The sequence below is a fragment of the Mesorhizobium sp. WSM4833 genome (assembly GCF_055811095.1).
The window spans coordinates 237,610-256,538 of the sequence record NZ_JBVVQG010000001.1 but is presented as its reverse complement, the minus strand read 5'-3'; the positions used below and the strand labels follow the sequence as shown (position 1 = coordinate 256,538).

Annotated in this window: 20 protein-coding genes; 9 read left to right on the top strand and 11 right to left on the bottom strand. The window is 62.2% G+C overall.

Features of this window, described 5'->3' with window-relative positions:
* Positions 1-19 precede the first annotated feature (19 nt).
* From AC0L2D_RS01325 to AC0L2D_RS01290, 8 genes are all read left to right on the top strand, one after another.
* Positions 20-1,252 carry a hypothetical protein gene (locus AC0L2D_RS01325; protein WP_473540170.1) on the top strand — a complete coding sequence of 411 codons (1,233 nt, stop codon included), beginning with the start codon at positions 20-22 and terminating at the stop codon, positions 1,250-1,252.
* The gene (locus AC0L2D_RS01320) at positions 1,249-2,007 is read left to right on the top strand and encodes an FkbM family methyltransferase (RefSeq protein WP_473540169.1); all 759 of its coding nucleotides are present in this window, start codon (positions 1,249-1,251) and stop codon (positions 2,005-2,007) included. The genes AC0L2D_RS01325 and AC0L2D_RS01320 overlap by 4 nt, the downstream gene beginning before the upstream one ends.
* A gap of 154 nt (positions 2,008-2,161) precedes the next feature.
* A complete protein-coding gene (locus AC0L2D_RS01315; RefSeq protein ID WP_473540168.1) occupies positions 2,162-4,723 on the top strand; it encodes a GcvT family protein in 2,562 nt (853 codons plus the stop codon).
* Positions 4,724-4,817: 94 nt separating this feature from the next.
* Positions 4,818-5,666: a DUF1194 domain-containing protein gene (locus tag AC0L2D_RS01310; RefSeq protein ID WP_473540167.1), complete on the top strand. Its 849-nt coding sequence runs from the start codon at positions 4,818-4,820 to the stop codon at positions 5,664-5,666.
* Between the two features lie 78 nt (positions 5,667-5,744).
* Positions 5,745-6,089, top strand: a complete 345-nt coding sequence (locus AC0L2D_RS01305; RefSeq protein ID WP_024501320.1) for a peptidase inhibitor family I36 protein — start codon at positions 5,745-5,747, stop codon at positions 6,087-6,089.
* A gap of 154 nt (positions 6,090-6,243) precedes the next feature.
* Positions 6,244-7,194 carry an ABC transporter substrate-binding protein gene (locus AC0L2D_RS01300; protein ID WP_473540166.1) on the top strand — a complete coding sequence of 317 codons (951 nt, stop codon included), beginning with the start codon at positions 6,244-6,246 and terminating at the stop codon, positions 7,192-7,194.
* A gap of 107 nt (positions 7,195-7,301) precedes the next feature.
* Positions 7,302-8,075 (top strand): ABC transporter permease, encoded by a 774-nt coding sequence (locus AC0L2D_RS01295; RefSeq protein ID WP_013531157.1) that lies wholly within the window; start codon positions 7,302-7,304, stop codon positions 8,073-8,075.
* Complete coding sequence (locus AC0L2D_RS01290; RefSeq protein WP_013531158.1) at positions 8,072-8,854, top strand: ABC transporter ATP-binding protein; 783 nt, start codon at positions 8,072-8,074, stop codon at positions 8,852-8,854. Before AC0L2D_RS01295 ends, AC0L2D_RS01290 begins: the two co-directional genes overlap by 4 nt.
* Here the strand turns inward: AC0L2D_RS01290 and AC0L2D_RS01285 are convergent, their stop codons facing one another.
* The 4 genes from AC0L2D_RS01285 to AC0L2D_RS01270 all read right to left on the bottom strand — a co-directional run bounded on the left by AC0L2D_RS01285 (position 8,855) and on the right by AC0L2D_RS01270 (position 10,991).
* Positions 8,855-9,034 (bottom strand): type II toxin -antitoxin system TacA 1-like antitoxin, encoded by a 180-nt coding sequence (locus AC0L2D_RS01285; RefSeq protein WP_473540165.1) that lies wholly within the window; start codon positions 9,032-9,034, stop codon positions 8,855-8,857. It abuts the gene before it with no gap.
* 13 nt (positions 9,035-9,047) lie between these two features.
* Positions 9,048-9,986 carry a GlxA family transcriptional regulator gene (locus AC0L2D_RS01280; protein WP_348625597.1) on the bottom strand — a complete coding sequence of 313 codons (939 nt, stop codon included), beginning with the start codon at positions 9,984-9,986 and terminating at the stop codon, positions 9,048-9,050.
* Between the two features lie 345 nt (positions 9,987-10,331).
* The gene (locus AC0L2D_RS01275; protein ID WP_013531161.1) at positions 10,332-10,466 is read right to left on the bottom strand and encodes a hypothetical protein; all 135 of its coding nucleotides are present in this window, start codon (positions 10,464-10,466) and stop codon (positions 10,332-10,334) included.
* A 339-nt stretch (positions 10,467-10,805) separates the two neighbouring features.
* Positions 10,806-10,991, bottom strand: a complete 186-nt coding sequence (locus tag AC0L2D_RS01270; RefSeq protein ID WP_013531162.1) for a hypothetical protein — start codon at positions 10,989-10,991, stop codon at positions 10,806-10,808.
* A 221-nt stretch (positions 10,992-11,212) separates the two neighbouring features.
* Here AC0L2D_RS01270 and AC0L2D_RS01265 point away from each other — a divergent pair, with 221 nt between their 5' ends.
* On the top strand, positions 11,213-12,112 hold the full coding sequence (locus tag AC0L2D_RS01265) for a LysR substrate-binding domain-containing protein (RefSeq protein ID WP_013531163.1): 900 nt from the start codon (positions 11,213-11,215) through the stop codon (positions 12,110-12,112).
* Between the two features lie 27 nt (positions 12,113-12,139).
* Here AC0L2D_RS01265 and AC0L2D_RS01260 read toward each other — a convergent pair whose 3' ends face one another.
* From AC0L2D_RS01260 to AC0L2D_RS01230, 7 genes are all read right to left on the bottom strand, one after another.
* A complete protein-coding gene (locus tag AC0L2D_RS01260; RefSeq protein WP_473540164.1) occupies positions 12,140-13,087 on the bottom strand; it encodes an alpha/beta hydrolase fold domain-containing protein in 948 nt (315 codons plus the stop codon).
* Between the two features lie 230 nt (positions 13,088-13,317).
* Positions 13,318-13,503, bottom strand: coding sequence for a hypothetical protein (locus AC0L2D_RS01255; protein ID WP_027160508.1), 186 nt, complete (start codon positions 13,501-13,503; stop codon positions 13,318-13,320).
* A gap of 186 nt (positions 13,504-13,689) precedes the next feature.
* The gene (locus tag AC0L2D_RS01250; RefSeq protein WP_063168205.1) at positions 13,690-15,843 is read right to left on the bottom strand and encodes an ASKHA domain-containing protein; all 2,154 of its coding nucleotides are present in this window, start codon (positions 15,841-15,843) and stop codon (positions 13,690-13,692) included.
* Positions 15,794-16,768, bottom strand: a complete 975-nt coding sequence (locus tag AC0L2D_RS01245) for a methyltetrahydrofolate cobalamin methyltransferase (protein ID WP_013531167.1) — start codon at positions 16,766-16,768, stop codon at positions 15,794-15,796. The genes AC0L2D_RS01250 and AC0L2D_RS01245 overlap by 50 nt, the downstream gene beginning before the upstream one ends.
* 81 nt (positions 16,769-16,849) lie before the next feature.
* Positions 16,850-17,941, bottom strand: a complete 1,092-nt coding sequence (locus tag AC0L2D_RS01240) for a methylenetetrahydrofolate reductase (RefSeq protein ID WP_013531168.1) — start codon at positions 17,939-17,941, stop codon at positions 16,850-16,852.
* Complete coding sequence (locus AC0L2D_RS01235; RefSeq protein WP_013531169.1) at positions 17,938-18,564, bottom strand: methylenetetrahydrofolate reductase C-terminal domain-containing protein; 627 nt, start codon at positions 18,562-18,564, stop codon at positions 17,938-17,940. Before AC0L2D_RS01235 ends, AC0L2D_RS01240 begins: the two co-directional genes overlap by 4 nt.
* Complete coding sequence (locus AC0L2D_RS01230) at positions 18,557-18,859, bottom strand: virulence factor (RefSeq protein WP_473540163.1); 303 nt, start codon at positions 18,857-18,859, stop codon at positions 18,557-18,559. The genes AC0L2D_RS01235 and AC0L2D_RS01230 overlap by 8 nt, the downstream gene beginning before the upstream one ends.
* Between the last annotated feature and the right edge of the window lie 70 nt (positions 18,860-18,929).

The window sequence follows — 18,929 nt, the reverse complement described above, 5'->3', positions numbered from 1 at the left end:
GAGTTCGCTGGGTACAACGATGCTGACCAAGTCGCCCGCTCCACAAAACCCACTCGACCGGCTCACCGGAGCCGGCCTGGCGTGGGGCGAGGGGACTTATGCGCGGCTGGCGGCACCGATCGGCGCTGCGGCCTTCGCGCTCTACATCCTTTTTACAGCGTTCACGGCATGGGTGATGCCCGACGCCAACTGGGACATGCTGCCCTATCTCGCTATATCAGAGGAAGGCACCTATCCCGATGCACAGGCGCTGCACGACTATGCCTACAACACAGTCAAATCGGGCGTTTCGGCAAGCGATTATAAGGCGCTGACCGATGATGGCGGCGGCTTCCGCAGCCACATGACAGAAAATGCCGCCGATTTCCATTCGCTGCTCGGCATGTACCGGATCAAGTTCCTCTACGCCGAGGTCCTGTCGACGATGAGCGCGGTGATGTCGCCGGTCGAGGCGATGCGCCTGGTCTCAGTGGTCTCGGTTCTGCTGTTCGGCGCGATCGCCCTGATGTGGCTGCGCTCCGAGGGGGCACTGGCCTTGGCGCCTGTGGTCGGCGCGGTGCTGATCATGGCCGATTTCGGCGATGCGGCGCGCGCTTCGACGCCGGATCTGCTCACGTCAGCGCTGCTGCTCGGCGGGCTCTATGCCTATGTCCGCGGGCGCGAGATGGCGACCGCGATCCTGCTCTTCCTCGCCTTCATGGTGCGGCCGGACAACATTGTTTTCCTTGCTGTTTTTGCCGTGCTGCTGGTCGCCTTTCGGCAGAAATCGTGGGGCGCGCTGGCCGGCTTTGCCGCTTCCCTCGTTGCCTATTTTGCCATCTCGCACTGGGCGCATCATCCCGGCTGGTGGCCGCATCTGTGGTTCTCCAGCATAGAGCAGCATTACAATATGGACGGGTTCGAGCCGCCATTCTCCATCGTTGCCTATCTCAGGGCATTTGCCACCTCGCTGCTGCGTGCCGTCAGCCTGAACAGCTGGGTCGGGGTGTCGGTGCTGGCACTGGCCGGCTGGCTTGCCGCCGCCCGCGCCGGCTTCCGCCTCGACCGCCGCGCCGGCATCCTGTTTGCGGCACTGGTGCTCGGCGCGCTGGCGAAGTTCACCGTCTTCCCGATCCACGACACGCGCATCTATTTCCCGCATCTGATCCCGCCATTCCTGCTGCTGGCGACGCCGCTCATGGCGTTGTGGGCGGCCGCGGCTCGCGGTCAGAATCGCGCTGCCATGCAAATCATTCCTGGAGACAAGTCATGAGTTCGCTATCCAGCCTGGCGCGCGTTGCCCTGTCGCTCGGTCTTCCCAGTGGCGTTCTCGACCGCGGACCATCGCTGCGCGGCACGAAGTTCCTGGCCAAGGCGGCGCTGAAGGCGCGGTTCGGTGGGGCAGGGCGGCCGTTCCAGATGGTCAATGTCGGCGCCTGCGACGGCGCGCTGTTCGACGATGTGACGCCGTGGCTGCACCGCATAGCTGGCGCACGCGCGATGCTGGTCGAGCCGATCCCGTACAATCAGAAACGGCTGCGCGCCAATTATCCCGACACCGGCCGGTTCATCATTGAGCCGGTGGCGGTGACAAAGGCCAAGGGGACGATCACCGTCCACACCTTCGATGCCGCCGCGCTCGAGTCCGGCACGCTGCCCATCGAATTCATCGGCTGTTCGTCGGTCACCGACACCAATCTGATGTCGGGCAAGAATGCCTGGGGCGAGGCCGACGCCAACTTCAACAAGTTCGCCCCGCACCTCAGGGACATCGAGGTGCCATCCGAGATCTTGCAGACGCTGCTCGACCGCAACGGCATCATCCATATCGATGCCTTCCTCGTCGATTGCGAGGGCGCCGACTGGATCGTCTTCGAACAGCTCGACCTCAAGCGCTACCGCCCCGGCATGATCAAGGTCGAGGTTGGCGCGCTGCCGGCCGCCGAGATCGGCCAGGTCGTGGTCAAGCTGAAGACATCAGGCTATCAGGTCGGCTTCCAGGCCGAAGACATCTGGGCCTTCGCCTGAGTTAGCCACCGAAAAGCGAACCGCCCCAGGCGCCCGATGTGAAGCATTCTGCCGTCTGGTCGCTCGGCTTTTTGCCAATGTCGCAAACAGGCTTCAATCGCCCTGCCGCTCCGCCCTATAGTCCGCCCGCTTTATCACTTTGGAGTCGCGGGCAATGGCAGAGTTTCCGAAAAAGGCGAGGGTCGTCATCGTCGGCCTGGGCGGTATTGTCGGCGCATCGATCGCCCATCACCTGATCGAACGCGGCTGGGATGACATTGTCGGCATCGACAAATCAGGCATCCCGACCGATATCGGCTCGACGGCGCACGCCTCCGACTTCTGCTACACCACCAGCCACGATTTCCTGTCGTGCTGGACGACGCTCTACTCCATCGATTTCTACGAGAAGATGGGTCATTATGCGCGTATCGGCGGCCTCGAGGTCGCGCGTGTCGGCGACGACAGCCGAATGGAAGAAATCAAGCGCAAGATCGCCTCCGCCAAGGCGTTTGGCACGCGCGCCCGCCTGATCGAGCCGGCCGAGATCAAGGAAAAATTTCCGCTCATCGAAGAAGCGATTGTCCAAGGTGGTCTTTGGGATCCCGATGCCGGTCTGGTCATCCCGCGTTCGCAGACGGTCGCCGGCAAGCTGGTCGACCAGGCGGAAGCGTCGGGCAAGCTCAAATCCTTCGCCAACACATCGGCCCGGTCGCTGGTCGTCAAGGACGGCCGCATATCAGGCGTGGTGACGGACCGCGGCACCATTGAGGCCGACTATGTCGTCGTCTGCGCCGGGATTTGGGGCCGGCTGATAGCGGAAATGGTCGGCGAAGACCTGCCGGTCATGCCGATCGACCATCCGCTGACCTTCTTCGGCCCCTACAACGAGTTCGCCGGCACCGGCAAGGAGATCGGCTGGCCGCTGCTGCGCGACCAGGGCAACTCGGCCTATATGCGCGACACCGGTGATCCCAAGACCGCCGAGGGCGGGCAGATCGAATGGGGTTATTACGAAGAGACCAATCCGCGCCTTTGCCACCCGCGCGACCTGCTGGAGAAGGACCAGGCGCGGCTTTCGCCGTCGCAACGCGATCTCGACATGGAACAGATCCTGGCGCCGCTCGAACGCGCCATGGAACTGACGCCGATCCTCGGCGAACTCGGCTATAATGAGAGCCATTCGTTCAATGGACTTCTCCAGGTAACCGCGGATGGCGGCCCGTCGATGGGCGAAAGCCAGAAGGTGCGGGGTCTGTGGTATGCCGTTGCCATCTGGGTCAAGGATGGTCCCGGCATGGGCAAGCTGATCGCCGACTGGATGACCGACGGCCGCACCGCAATCGATCACCATGCCATCGACTATGCACGGTTCTATCCGCACCAGACCAAGGAGCAGTTCATCTGGGACCGCTGCACCGAGACGGCGATGAAGGTCTACAATCCGGCGGTACATCCGCGCGAGCCGTTCTCCAAGGCCCGCAATATCCGGCGCTCGCCGTTCTGGGAGCGCGAGAAGGAACTCGGCGGTTATTTCATGGAACTCGGCGGCTGGGAGCGCGCCCACGGCTATGCCGCCAACGAGCATCTCCTGGAGAAATACGGCAACCGGGTGCCGGTGCGTGAGAACGAATGGGACAACCGCCATTTCTGGCGCGTCTCCAATGCCGAACATCTCGCCATGAGCGAGGATTGCGGCATCGTCAACCTGTCGCATTTCGCCATGTACGACATCGAAGGTCCAGGCCATGTCGCGCTGCTGGAATGGCTGTGCGCAGCCAAGATTGGCGGCGACAACAACATCGGCAAGGGCATCTACACCCACTTCCTCGACGAGGAAGGCATGGTGCGGGCCGACTTTACCGTCATTCGCATGGCCGACCGCTGTCGTTTGATCGACGGCGCGGACGCTGGCCCGCGCGACTTCCAGTACATGCGACGCACGGCACAGGACAAAGGTTTCGACGTCACCATCACCGACGTGACCGAGAACTATGTGACCATCGGCATCTGGGGGCCGAACGCCCGGGCGACCTTGCAGAAGGTGGTCGAAAACCCGGACGGGCTCTCTGTTGAGAACTTCCCATTCGCGGCGATCAAGCCGGTCCGGATCGGCGGCAAGGACGTCACCGCTTTCCGCATCTCCTATGTCGGCGAGCAGGGCTGGGAACTGCATATGCGCTACGAGGACGGTCTCGCTGTGTGGGACGCGCTGCGCTCGACCGGCGTGATGCCTTTCGGCGTCGAGACCTATGCCAACACGCGCCGCATGGAAAAGAGCCTGCGCCTGCAGAACGCCGACCTTCTGACCGAGTACAATCTGCTCGAAGCGGATCTCGCTCGTCCAAAGGTCAAGGAGAACGATTTCTGCGGCAAGGCGAAGCACGTCGAATACCGCGCCCGCGAGCACCAACCGGCCATGCTGTGCACGCTGGTGATGACCGAGAATGTCGATTCCAAAGGCGTTGCCCGCTATCCCGTCGGCACCATGCCGGTGATGGATCCGAAGACCGGCGAGACGCTGGTCGACGAACTCGGCCGGCGGTCCTTCACCACCTCGATGGCCTATGGCCCGACCATCGGCAAGAATATCGGTCTTGCCTATCTGCCGTGGGCGTACGCCCAGGAAGGCCGCAAGCTCACGATCGAGTATTTCGGTGAGACATATCCGGTCGAAGTGGCGGCTGTCGGCTACAAGCCGCTCTACGATCTGGAGAATTTGAAGCCGCGCAGCTGATTGCTAGCCGGCGCAAAGGGCATGAAGGCAAAAGCCTGGCCATCGGCCGGGCTTTTCTCTTTTTAAGCCGACGGTTTTCGCTTACCTTCGCGGCATGTCTGCTTTTGCCTGCGCAAGACATTTCCTTTCAGGCTGCGCCGCGTTCGCACTGACGCTCTGGTTGACGCCTGCGGCCCAAGCTGACGAGCCCGTCGATATCGAGCTGGTGCTGGCCGTCGATGTCTCGCTGTCGATGTCTCCGGACGAACTCGAGATCCAGCGTCACGGCTACGCCGCGGCACTGACGCACGACAATGTGCTGCAGGCCATTGCCGATGGCGCTTATGGCAAGATCGCCGTCACCTATGTCGAATGGGCCGGCACCAACTGGCAGCGCGTCATCGTGCCGTGGACGGTGATCGCCAGCCGCACCGACGCCGAGCGGGTGGTTGCGCAACTATCCGCTCAGCCGCCCAACAGCGCGCGGCGCACCTCGATCTCCGGAGCGCTGGAGTTCGGCAACGACCTGTTCGCCGAAAGCGGCTACCAGGGCACGAAGCGGGTCATCGACATTTCGGGCGATGGCCCCAACAATCAAGGCGCGCCGGTCAACCTGACCCGCGACGATCTGATCAAGCAAGGCATCGTCATCAACGGCCTGCCGCTGATGACGCGAGGCGGTTTTTCCGGCGCCTACGACGTCAGCAATCTCGATCGCTACTACAGCGACTGCGTCATCGGCGGACCCGGAGCCTTCATGATTCCGGTCAATGACTGGACGCAGTTTCCCGAAGCCATCCGTCGCAAGCTGGTGCTGGAACTCGCCGGCCCGGCCTCGCCGCAATGGGCGGCAGAAGAAGCCACGCATCCGCCGGTGGTATTGGCGCAGGACAAGCCCGCCACCGACTGCCTGGTCGGCGAGAAAATGTGGCGCAACCGCAGCTGGATGTTTGACAGCCGCTAGGCGACCGAAGCATTGGCAAATTGGCCGGACCGCGCTATCCAGTCGGAGGGGCCGCGGCAAAAACCGAGGAAACATCAGATGAAACGTCTAGCCATCCTGACTGCTGTCGCGTCCGTGCTTTTTGCCGACGCCGCCAGCGCCCAATACAATGATGAGCCCGCCTGCATGATGTTCGAGCACGCGAATTTTCGCGGTCGGTCCATCGGTATGGGCCCCGACGATTCCGTGAACTTTCGCGGCGGCCAGTTCTGGAACGACCGTGTGTCGTCGGTGATTGTGCGCCGGGGTTGCACACTCATTGCCTATGAGGACTCCCGGATGGGTGGCCGCTCGATCGAGATCCGGCGCCGGATCCGCGATTTCGGCGGCAGCGACTGGAATGACCGTATATCGTCGGCGGAGTGCACCTGCGACGATTATTGAGGCCATTTTGGATTAGCCACGATGGATTTCTGGTGGTGGTAGCCATTGGCCGACAGCAGAGCCGGGCCTGCCGGTTGCCTCACCAAGCTGTTCATTGACAAGCCGATTGGCGTCTGTGAGACAATTCCCCAGCAAAAACAAAAGGGGAACCGACATGAACAGGATCGCCGTTCTTACCGCAACTCTGACACTTGCCGCCGGCCTGTCCGCACCGGCGATGGCTGCCACCTCGGTCACTATCGGCATCAGCGGCTGGACAGGCTTCGCGCCGCTGACGCTTGCGAAGCAGGCGGGCATCTTCGAGAAACACGGACTCGACGTGACCCTGAAAAAGGTGCCGCAAGCGAGCCGGCCGCTCGCCATCGCCAGCGGCGACCTGCAATGCGCGGCCACCACGGTGGAGACCTGGCTGGTGTGGAACGCCAGCGGCGTCACCACCAAGCAGATCTTCCAGCTCGACAAATCCTACGGCGCCCACGGCATCGTCGCCCGCAACAACATCAAGACAGTCGCCGATCTCAAGGGCAAGAACGTCGCGTCATCGGCGCCGGGCACGTCGCCCTATTTCATGCTCGCCTGGGTGCTGAACAAGAACGGCATGTCGACGAAGGACGTCACCGTCGTCAATCTGGAGCCTGATGCGGCGGCGCAAGCTTTCCTCGCCGGGCAGAACGACGCCGCCGTCACCTACGAGCCGTTCATCTCGGCGGTGCGCGACAAGTCGGACCAGGGCCATATCCTGGCGACGACGCTCGACTACCCGATGGTGCTCGACACGGTGGGCTGCACACCCGAATTCCTGAAAACCAATCCGGATGCCGCCAAGGCGCTGGCCGACAGCTATTTTGATGCACTCGACCTGATCAAGAGCGATCCGCAGAAATCCTACGAGACCATGGGTGCCGACGTGAAACAGTCGGCCAAGGAATTCGAGGATTCGGCGAAATACCTGAAATGGGCCGACCGGGCGGAGAACAAACAGTTCTTCACCAAGGAATTCCAGGACTTTTCCAAGACCGCCGGCGAACTGCTGCTGCAGATGGGACTGATCAAGGAAGCGCCCGACGTCACCACGTTGGCTGACACCAGCGCGGTTTCGAACTGATCGTTCGGCCTTTGACCATCAAGCGGCGGCGCCTGGCGCTGCCGCCTTCTCTTGGACAAAGCGCGATTTGAGCATGGGGACCATTTGAAAATGGCGACGATTTGACGATGCGCCCCTTGCATCCAGTCTCGCCGGGCATCCGAACCGTGCTCGGCATTTCCTTCTTCGTGCTTTTCGTGGCCTTCTGGGCTTGGATCACGCTAGGCGGCCACGTCAACCGCATCTTCCTCGCCGATCCGCTGTCGATGCTGCGGGATGGCTGGCGGCTTTTGGTCGAAGACCGTTTCTGGCTCGACGTTCTGATCACCATCTGGCGCGTCTTCGGCGGCTTCCTGCTTGCCTCGGTCGTCGCGGTGCCGCTTGGCATCGCGATGGGCGCCTGGAAGCCGGTGGAGGCGTTTCTGGAGCCTTTTGTCTCCTTCGCCCGCTACTTGCCTGCGTCGGCATTCATCCCACTGCTCATCTTGTGGGCCGGCATCGGCGAGCTGGAAAAACTGCTGGTCATCTTCGTCGGCTCGGTGTTCCAGATCGTCCTCATCATCGCGGTCAAAGTTGGCGGCACACGACGCGATCTGGTCGAGGCCGCCTACACGCTGGGTTCCACCAACAGCGGCATCGTCAACCGGGTGATAATGCCGGCCAATGCGCCGGAGATCGCCGAGACGCTGCGGCTGGTGCTCGGCTGGGCCTGGACCTATGTCATCGTCGCGGAACTGATCGGCTCGTCATCCGGCATCGGCTACATGATCATCAACAGTCAGTCGCGGCTGGCGACGGGTCAGATCATCTTCGGCATCATCGTCATCGGACTGATCGGGCTGTTGTCCGACTTCGCCTTCAAGGCCTTCAACCGCTGGCTCTTTCCGTGGAGCCTGGCGTGAACAAGCTTCTCATCGAGGGCGTTTCGCGCACCTTTGCCGGCGTGCGCGGCGGTCAGCCGGTCAAGGCGCTGATGCCGATCGACCTGGCGGTCGCCGCCAACGACTTCATCACTATTCTGGGGCCGTCCGGCTGCGGGAAGTCGACACTGCTCAGGATTGTCGCGGGCCTGGAAGCATCGAGCGAGGGCCGTGTGCTGCTCGACGGGAAGGCGGTGACCCGGCCGGGGCCGGATCGCGGCATGGTCTTTCAATCCTACACGCTGTTTCCCTGGCTGACTGTGGCGCAGAACATCGCTTTCGGCTTGCGCGAACGCGGAATGCCCGAAAAGGAGCGGGACGGGGTCGTCGCTTCCTACGTCAATCTCGTCGGCCTGAAAGGGTTCGAGAACCATTGGCCGAAGCAGCTCTCCGGCGGCATGCAGCAGCGCACGGCGATCGCCCGGGCGCTGGCTAACGATCCGGAGATCCTGTTGCTGGATGAGCCGTTCGGCGCGCTCGACAACCAGACGCGCGGTCTGATGCAGGAACTGCTGCTCGGCATCTGGGAACGGCGCCAAAAGACGGTGCTGTTCGTCACCCATGACATCGAGGAGGCGATCTTCATGGCCTCGCGCGTCATCGTGATGACGGCGCGGCCCGGCCGCATCAAGTCGGATGTCGCCATCGACCTGCCGCATCCGCGCCATTACACGCTGAAGACCAGCCCGGAATTCTCGGCGCTGAAAGCGCGGCTGACCGAGGATATTCGGGTCGAGGCGATGCGCACGGCGCAGGCGTAGTCAGACCGACACAGCCTGATCATCTGAAAAGATACTTGGCTCGCTCAACAGACGCTTGAGGCGAGGAAGATCACGTTTCGGGGCGTCCAGAGCCGCCTTGAACGCTACCCATTTTTCGACATCGAGAGGAAAGATGCGCCGGTCGGCCAGCCTTTCGGGTCGATTCGTTCTCGTACTCACGTGACACCTCTGCTCAGGCGGCCAGCAGCTGCTTGCGGTCGACGCGCTCCTGCTGCGGCGAGCGGGCGTAGAGTTCGCGGTAGCATTTGGAGAAATGCGAGGCCGAGACGAAGCCGCAGGCGACCGCCACCTCGACCACTGGCATCGAGGACTGGATCAGCAGGTGCCGAGCGCGGTCGAGCCGGATTTCGAGATAATAGCGGGCGGGGGAGCGGCCCATCTCGGTGCGGAACAGCCGCTCGATCTGGCGGCGCGACAGGTCGACATGATCGGCAATCTCGATCAGTGACAGCGGCTCCGACAGATTGCCCTCCATCAGTTCGATGATGGTCAGCACTTTCGAGTTCTGGACGCCGAGGCGGGCGCGTAGCGGCAGGCGCTGGCGGTCGGTGGGGCTGCGCACGCGGTCGGTCAGCACCTGCTCGCAGACGCGGTTGACGAGGTTCTCGTCAAAGTCGTCGCCGATCAGCTTCAGCATCATGTCGAGTGCGGCAGTGCCACCGGCGCAGGTGTAGATGTTCTGGTCGATCTCGAAGAGGTCGGCAAAGACATTGGCCTTCGGGAACGCCTCGGAAAAGCCCGGCAGGTTCTCCCAGTGGATGGCACAGCGCTTGTTGGACAACAGGCCGGCGGCGGCGAGAATATGCGCGCCGGTGCACAGGCCGCCGACGGCGACGCCGCGATTATATTCCTCGCGCAGCCAGGCGAAGGCGGACTTGTTTTGGTAGCGCTCGACATTGATGCCGCTGCAGACGATGGCCATGTTCGGCCGATCGGGGCCTGCCATCTTCTTGCGTTCATCCTCGAGCGACGTGTTGACCGCGCATTCGACTCCGTTCGAGGCGCGCACCGGCTTGCCGTCGATGCTGGCGAGGCGCCATCGATAGGCCTCGTAGCCGAGCATGCGATTAGCCGAGCGCAGCGGGTCGAGCGCGGTCGCAAAGGCGATCATGGTGAAATCGGGAATAAGGAAGAATACAAACGACCGCTTGATCGGATGCTTTACGGCGTTCAAGGGAACCTCACACAGCCATGGCGCGAACAGGATGTCGCGAATAGCATAGCGACATCAGGAAAAACCATGTCTGTCAATCGGCTACGCCGCTACGACAAGATTAAATTTGCGACATGGGTCGCAAATGGGCAATCGGCGTGCAGCGGGGCCCGGAAGTGGCACGAACTGTTCAAGGGACAGGCAGCGTACAGCCTGTGCGCAGAACAAAAACACCGCTCTGGCTGGAGCCAGGCGGCGTTGTAGTTTTAAAGCAGCGGCAGGGATGCGCTGCCTGGAAAATCTTCAGGCGACGAAGCCGAGGCGCGCCGCATTCATGGCGCCAGTCTGGCCGGGCATGGTGTTGGCGAGACGCTGACGCTCGAGAGCGGTGGTCAGGTTCATTTCGCGGCGGGCAAAGAGGCGGGCAAAAAGCTTCATAATCATCTCCATTCGGTTGCTCAGACGGGTCGCCTTCGCTTGATGGAGTGGGGCAGCTCGTTTGCTGGCGCTGATATAGGCTTGTGTAAGCAGAAACTAAATCGCAAAAGCGAACCGCTTGATATGAAATGCGACATCGATTGCGACAGATTTGGGCAAGGTGCCCAAAATTTACGATCATTTACAAGGCATTAAGTGAAAACAGGAGCTGCTATGCGGCTTTCTCATATGCGTCATGCGTTGGTGACATGGCTCCAAAACTCATTTGAATACAAATAAAATAGAGAAGGCCTGCCGGGCGGTTCGCGCGGCAGGCCTTCAGCACATAGTACACACGATCTACTTTGCTCCAGCCCAGGATCCGATGCCATTGCGAGTACCGGTCTTGGTGTCGGAAGCCTCAGGCCAGCCGATATCCTTCTGCAGTTCGATCGGCAAGGAACGGATGGCGCGCTCGGTCTGGTAGCGGGCGCGTGCCGCGCTGAATTCGGTCGCGATGCGACCAAGAGACGACAGGATAGACATTTCTTTCTCCTTTGGTGGCTGGCGGGTGCCAGACAGCGCGTTGGTTACGTCGGGTTTGTTTCAACTTCATTTCGTGTCGAATGCAGGTCTGTGTCGGGGTCGTTTCATGTCTGCTTGTGGCAGCTGCCTCATTCGATGGAGTTGACTATCCTCCCAATCTGATGTTCAATCAAACGAAATGGAATGATGTTTTGTATCAGAAAAATTGAAGGTCGGTTGCCATGAACGCCCCGCTCAATCATCCGCTGCCACTGCTCGATCTCGACGTTTTGCGCACTTTCGTGGCGATTGCCGAGACCGGCAGCTTCACCACCGCCGCCAATGCCGTCTTTCGCACGCCGTCGGCCGTCTCCATGCAGATCAAGAAGCTGGAGGACATTCTCGGCCGCTCCGTGTTCGCGCGCGACGCCCGCTCGGTGTCGCTGACCACGGACGGCGAGATGCTGCTCGGCTATGCCCGCCGGCTGCTGTCGATCAACCGCGAGGTGGTGTCGAAGTTCATCATTCCCGAGATTGTCGGTGTCGTGCGGCTTGGTTCGCCGGACGATTACGGCGAGCGCGTGCTGCCGCATGTGCTGAAGCGTTTCGCGCAGTCGCATCCGTCGATCGCCGTCGACGTCACCATCGACCAGAGCAGCAATCTGCGCCGGCGCATGGACGACCGGGCGCTCGACATCACGCTGCTGACCAATTCCTACAAGACCAGCGCGCTCGGCGCCGAGGTGCTGCTGACCGAGCCGATTGTCTGGGCCGGCGCCAAGGGTGGCTGCGCGCATTTGCGCGAGCCCTTGCCGGTGTCGCTTTGGGAAGAGGGCTGCGCCTGGCGCGCCGGAGCGCTCGATGCGCTTGGCCGCGAGGGCCGCAACTACCGCATCGCCTATATGAGCGCGCACACGGCCGGCCAGCGCGCCGCGATCATGTCCGATCTCGCCGTGGCGCCGCTGCCGAAGTCGTTTCTCGGCAACGACATGGTCGAACTCTGCCCGAAGGACGGCATGCCCGACATCGGCACCTACAATCTGGCGATGGTGGTGGCGCCGGACGCCAGCGCGCCGGTCAAGGCCGTCGCCGACCACATCCGCGCGACCTTCGAAGTGTTCCGGGAAACCGGCAAGTTCTGACCGGCTGGTAAGGACGACAATATAGAGCTACTCCGCCGCTTCGGCGGGGCGCTGTTCAGGCCTTAGTCTCGTGTCTTGCACGATCCGGCTCTCCCCGAGAAATTCGACGATGCGCTCGCGGGCGCGCCGGGCCTCCGGCATGTCGATCAGCGGCCAGACGTGGAACATGCCTTCCTCATAGACAAGATCGATTTCAACGCCGGCGGCGCGGGCTTTTTCCGCGAAGATCAGATTGTCGGGCGTCAAAAGATCGCGCGAGCCAGTCAAAAGCAGTGTTCTTGGCAGCAATGACAGGTCTCCATAGACCGGGCTGATATGCCAGTCGCTGGGATCGATGCCGGCACTGTACAGACGAATCGCCTCTCGTCCGCCAGCTATGCCCAGCCAAGGGTCGTTGCGTTCCGCCTCGAACACTGCGGGATTGGTGAGCGACACGTCGAGACCCGGCGAAATGAGCACATGTCGTGACGGCAGGGGCAGTCCTTCTTCGGCGGCCATCATGGTCAGCACCACAGCCATGTTGCCGCCGGCGGAATCGCCCATGAAGACGATGTCCTCGGCCTCCGTCTCGGCGAGCATCTGCCGGTAAACATCGCCAACCATTCCGAACATGGCGTGGAAATCATGTTCGGGGGCGATTGGATAGATCGGCACCGTGATTGCGTAGCCCAACCGATCCGCCATGTCGGCAATCAGGTGCCAATGATAGGGCGTGATTTCAAAGACATAGGCGCCGCCGTGCAAGTAGAGAATCCGCTTCTGTTCGCCGGACTTGGGTGGGATTTCGTATACGGGGAAGCCACCGACCGTATGCATCTCGATATCGAGACGCTGGTGTAGCGAGGCGGGCGGCCGGTGGTTCTCGGTCTTGCGCGCGGCTGCGATCCAGCGCTGCAGATTTTCCGGACTGGCAAATGCCTGCTTACGGCTGTGCCGCAAAACAAAAGACACGACATGGCTTTTCAAACTTGGCATGCGAATACACGAACTTCGGCCAAAGCCGACTAAGAGAACCCCCTAAATCGAAAGATTGTGCCGTGGCTGAAAATGTCAAGATTTGCGCCCGCGTCTACACGGCGGTTTGATCCGCGCCGCAGTCGTCAGCGACGCGGTAAAAGTGCGGCTCGCAGCCGGTTGCTGGTGGTCGCCGGAGACATGCGAGGTCCGGCGCATGCCGAGCAATTTGCATTTGTCGGCGAAGGTCATCAGCGCGCGGCGCTCCAGATAGCGTTGCTGAGGGATGCCCTTTCACTGGATCGCGGCGACACCGGCCAGCCGATGTCCTTCTGGATTTCGGGCGGCAGGCTGTTCAGCAGGCGCCGCGCCTTGCTGCGGTCATGGGCTTGTCTGATGGCGGTGCCATAGCGGCTCAGGCTTTCGAGCATTGACATCGTTGTCTCCCCTGGAGCGTTGCAGCGGCTGAAAGATATTTCCTGCCTGCCGTTCGATGCCGGTTGAATGCGCCTGCCATGTATCTGGCGAATTTCACGAAAACAGCGTTTTGGTTTCCGGATCAGACGATCCGGAAACATTTGCATGCAAATGAGTTTCGAAAGGTGTTGGCGGGGGCGGGCCGCTTATTCCCGTCCACGCCTCCGCCCCTCGTGGCCTTCGCGCGAACGCCGGCGCGGAGCGGCGTCGCCGGCAACGCCATCCTCGCTGACCGTCTTGCGCGGCGGCAGTTTCACCGCTGCCGACAGTTTCGGGAACGGATCGACCTTGTTGGGCAGCGCCATGGCGTAGACGAAATGCTCCTGGAATTTCGGTTCCAGCGCCGTCTCGATCTTCTCGATCTTGCTGACCGTGTCCTCGATCTCGCGGCGGTAGCCGCGATTGAGCAGCGCCATGCGCGCGCCGGCACCGGCGGCGTTGCCGACCGCCGAGACCTTGTCGAGGTCGCAATCCGGGATCAGGCCCAGCACCATGGCGTATTTCGGATCGATGAAGGAGCCGAAGGCGCCGGCGAAATGGATGCGGTCGACATGCTCGGTGTTCTGCTTTTCCATCAACAGCTTGGTGCCGGCATAAAGCGCTGCCTTGGCAAGCTGGATGGCGCGCACATCGGTCTGGGTGATGGTGATCTTCGGCCCATCTTCCGTCAATGCGGCGGAGCCGTCCTTCAGCACATAGGAGAAGGTGCGGCCGTTGGCCGTAACGCGCGGCGAGCGCGCCGAAAGCCCGCCGTCGATGACGCCGTCCTCGGAAATGATGCCGGCGAGATACATCTCCGCCACCACTTCGATGATGCCGGAGCCGCAGATGCCGGTGACGCCGGTCGCCTGGACGCTTTCCAGGAAGCCCGGCTCGTCGGACCACAGTTCAGAGCCGATGACGCGGTATTTCGGTTCAAGCGTATCGGGATCGATGCGTACGCGCTCGATGGCGCCGGGCGCTGCTCGCTGGCCGCCGGAGATTTCGGCGCCCTCGAAGGCAGGGCCGGTGGGCGAGGAGGCCGCAACCACCCGCTGGCGATTGCCGAGCACGATCTCGGCATTGGTGCCGACATCGACGATCAGCATCATCTCGTCCTGGCGATGCGGGCCTTCCGACAGCGTCACCGCCGCCGCATCCGCACCGACATGGCCGGCGATGCAAGGCAGCATATAGAGCCTGGCGCCCTGGTTGAGCTTGAGGCCGATGTCGGATGCCTTGATGTGCACCGCGCCCGAAACGGCGAGCGCGAAGGGGGCACCGCCAAGCTCGGTCGGATCGATGCCGAGGAACAGATGGTGCATGATCGGATTGCCGACGAAGACGCTGTCCAGGATGTCGTTGCGCTGGACATTGCCTTCGGCGCAGACCTTGTCGACGAGACCCGAGATCGCCTCGCGCACGGCGACCGTCATGCCCTCGCGGCCGTCCGGGTTCATCATCACATAGGAGACGCGGCTCATCAGATCCTCGCCGAAGCGGATCTGCGGGTTCGAGGTGCCCGACGAGGCGGCGACGCGGCCCGACAGCAGCGACACCAGATGCATGGCGATGGTGGTCGAGCCGATATCGCAGGCCAGCCCATAGGCTTCGTTCTTGAGGCCGGGCCAAAGTGCTACGACGCGCGCTGTCTCAGAGTCGGCATCCTTGTAGATGGCGGCGGTCGCGGTCCAGTTGCCCTTGCGCAGGATGCCTTGCACCTGCGGCAGCAGATAAAAATCGAAATCGAGGCTTTTCAAACCCCAATCGTGCATCAGCGCGATCTTCAGCCGGTCGAGATCACCAAGCGGCTTGTGCATGTCGGGTTCTTCGATCTCGACATAGCACATGCGGATCGCCGCATCGCGGGCGATGACCCTGGTGTCGGCATCCTTGCGGATGGTCTGCGCGTTGATGACCGTATCCTGCGGCACGTCGATGACGAGGTCGCCGAGGATTTGCGCCGAGCAGGAGAGGCGACGCCGTTCGGGTAGGCCGCGGACGCGCTCATAGCGCTCTTCCTTGGCGCCCTTGGGCGTGATGTGGTCGTTGGACGAAATGATCTTGTGCTTGGCGAAATTGCCTTCCTGCACTTCGATCTGGCAACGCCCGCAAGTGGCGCGTCCGCCGCACACACTTTCGACATAGACGCCGAGCTGGCGCGCGGCATCGAGCACCGGGGTGCCGACAGGAAACCGCCCGCGCTTGCCCGACGGCATGAACAGCACGAGCGGGTCGGTGATGTTTGCAGGTGAATTCACGATTGCGCGCTTATCCTCGGCCCATCCGGGCTTCACGGCCGCCACGGCGGCGACCGCCATTGCCGGCGCCGTCGCCCGGCGCATTGACTTGCGTCGGGGCGGCAACGGCCTGGCCGCCTTCGGCCGGCTTATAATCCTTGTAGGTGCGGATCCAGTTGGTGCAGTTTTCGTCGGTGCCGTTCAGCACATTGGCGCCGCGCACGGCTTCCATTTCCTGCGGGCGCACCGGGTTCATGATGGCCGAGGTCATGCCGGCGCCGATCACCATCGGGATGAAGGCGGCGTTGATGCCGTGGCGATGCGGCAGGCCGAAAGAGATGTTGGACAGGCCGCAGGTGGTGTTGACCTTGAGTTCTTCACGCAGGCGACGCAGCAGCGCGAAGACCTGGCGGCCGGCATCGCCCAGCGCGCCGATCGGCATCACCAGCGGGTCGACGACCACGTCATGCGCCGGAATGCCGAAATCGGCGCAGCGCTCGACGATCTTCTTGGCGACGGCGAAACGCACGTCCGGGTCCATCGAAATGCCGGTCTCGTCGTTGGAGATGGCGACGACCGGCACGTTGTACTTCTTGACCAGCGGCAGGATGGCTTCGAGCTTTTCTTCCTCGCCGGTGACGGAGTTGACGAGCGGGCGGCCCTTGGCAACCTTGAGTGCGGCTTCGATCGCGGCGGTGACGGAACTGTCGATCGACAGCGGCAGGTCGACCAGCCCTTGCACGATCTCCAGCGTCTGCACCAAAAGGCCGGGTTCGGTCTCGTTCGGATTGACCGAGGTGACGCCGGCATTGACGTCGAGCATGGTGGCGCCACAGGCTGCCTGCTCCAATGCGTCCCTGATGACGGTCTCGAAATTGCCCGCGATCATCTCGGCGGCCAGCTTCTTGCGGCCGGTCGGGTTGATGCGTTCGCCGATCACGCAGAACGGCTGGTCGAAGCCGATGATGATTTCTCGTGTCGCCGAAGCGACGATGGTACGGGTCATAAATTCTCTCCGCTGTGATATAAAGATTTCTTTATATCGTTGTCTGGTTTCGTTCAAGCGAATGGGTGACCGTCCGCGCCGTCAGTGCGCGGTCTTCACCATGTCCACCTGCGTTTCGGTAATGTCGTCGTGCAAGATGCTGTCGAGCCGGTCGGCGACAAGCTGATCGTCGCGGCGGATCTCACGTTTCCATGGCTGGCGGCCCTTCAGCACGCCCGATTCATCGACGATCTCGGCAACATATTCTTCCTGTCGGTAGGCCATCACGTGAACGCCGGAAACACCTGATATTTCCTTCACCTCGTTGATGATGTCGATGCAGAGCTGCTTGCCCTCCTTCTTCTGGTCCTGGGCGCCTTCCAGCCGCTTGATGACAGAATCGGGAATATGGATGCCCGGCACGTTCGAGCGGATCCACTTGGCCGTCTTGGCCGAGGCGAGCGGCCCGACGCCAACCAGGATGAAGCATTTTTCGGTATAGCCGAGGTCGCGCACCTTTTGCATGTAGGTGCGGAACATGGGCACGTCGAAGCAATACTGGCTCTGTACGAATTGCGCGCCGGCGGCGATCTTCTTGCCCAGCCGGTGCGGGCGGAAGTCGATCGGCGGCGCGAACGGATTGATCGCAGCACCCAGGAAAAGCTGCGGCGGCGTCGTCAGCTTGCGGCCGGACAGGAACTTGCCGTTGTCGCGCATGATGCGGCAGGTTTCCAGGAGCGACATGCAGTCGAGATCGAACACCGGCTTGGCGCCGGGCTGGTCTCCGGCCTGCACGCCGTCACCTGTCAGGCACAGCATGTTGGCGACGCCCATCGCAGCCCCGCCCAGTACGTCGCCCTGGATGGCGATGCGGTTCTTGTCGCGGCAGGCGATCTGCATGATCGGCGCATAGCCCATGCGGGTCAAAAGTGCGCAGATGCCGACCGAGGACATGTGGCAGTTGGCGCCCGATGCATCGACGGCGTTGATGGCGTCGACCCAGCCGTCGAAGATTTTCGCCCTGTTGTAGACGTCTTCCGGATCGGCGCTGTCGGGCGGGTTGAGCTCCGTCGTCACAGCGAACTCGCCGCGCCGCAGTACGCGCTCCAGCCGACCGCGCGAGGTGTGGCCGGGCAGGGGTTCGAGCGGCAGGTGGATGCCGGCCGGGTTTTCGTCGCGCTGGCGGCCGATCATGCCGACGCCCCGGTGCTGGCCGCCTCATTCTTGGCGGCAGCGGCGGCTTCGCGCGCGGTGGCCGCCTGCGCGGTCACCCGCAGCCAGGCCGAGGTTTCACGCAGCGACTGGTCGACCGGCTTCTGCACGGTCAGGATCCTGTCGCTGTGCACCATGTTCTGCGAGCCTTCCCAGGCCTTGACCCAGACGCAGGGCATATCGGGCTCGACCTCGCAATTGCCGTTGGCGCGGACACCGCCGCAAGGGCCGTTGCGCAATTGCTTGGGGCAGTTCATCGGGCAAGACATGCCTGTCGAGGACAAGATGCACTGGCCGCACATGCGGCAGTCGAACATGAAGCCCTTGACGCGCTTCTCGACAAATTTGATCGGCCCTTCGACACGGCCATAGCCTATGCCTTTCCATAAGGGATGGAGGAGCAGGAACATGTCGGCGAATTTGGCGTAGAACCATTCGAGTAATCGCGAGTGCCGCACCGACCATAATCTGACCGCGAAGGAACGCTGCACGCGCCGCTGCGGCGATACGTCGGCCGGCTTATAGTCGGATTTCGGCGCTGCCTTCTTGACCAGAGTGGCCTGGGTAACAGCCGGCCTCTCCTTGGCAGGAATGGTTTCAGACATTTTCTTTGCCGCCCGCCTTGACCAGAGCGACCAGCCGCTCGCGGTCATATCTCGTGTCGATGTCGTTGAATGCCTTCTCGACTTCGGCTTCGAGGTCGTCGCCGACCGGAATGGGATCGGCTTTGCGCCATTCGGCCAGATAGTCGTCTGTGCCGCCGGCGCCGGTGCGCATGGCGCACATGTCGATCGCCTCGGTAAAGCGCAGCGGCAGTTCGCGCTTGGCGTTCTGCCGGCCCCTCTTGACGATCACCTGGGCAGGGATGTCGCGCCAGTAGACGACGATCAGATCGGCCATGAATTCTCACTCCTCGAACTATCGAGCATTGCCGCAAGCGCAGTGGGGCCGCTTGTTATGGGACGACGCG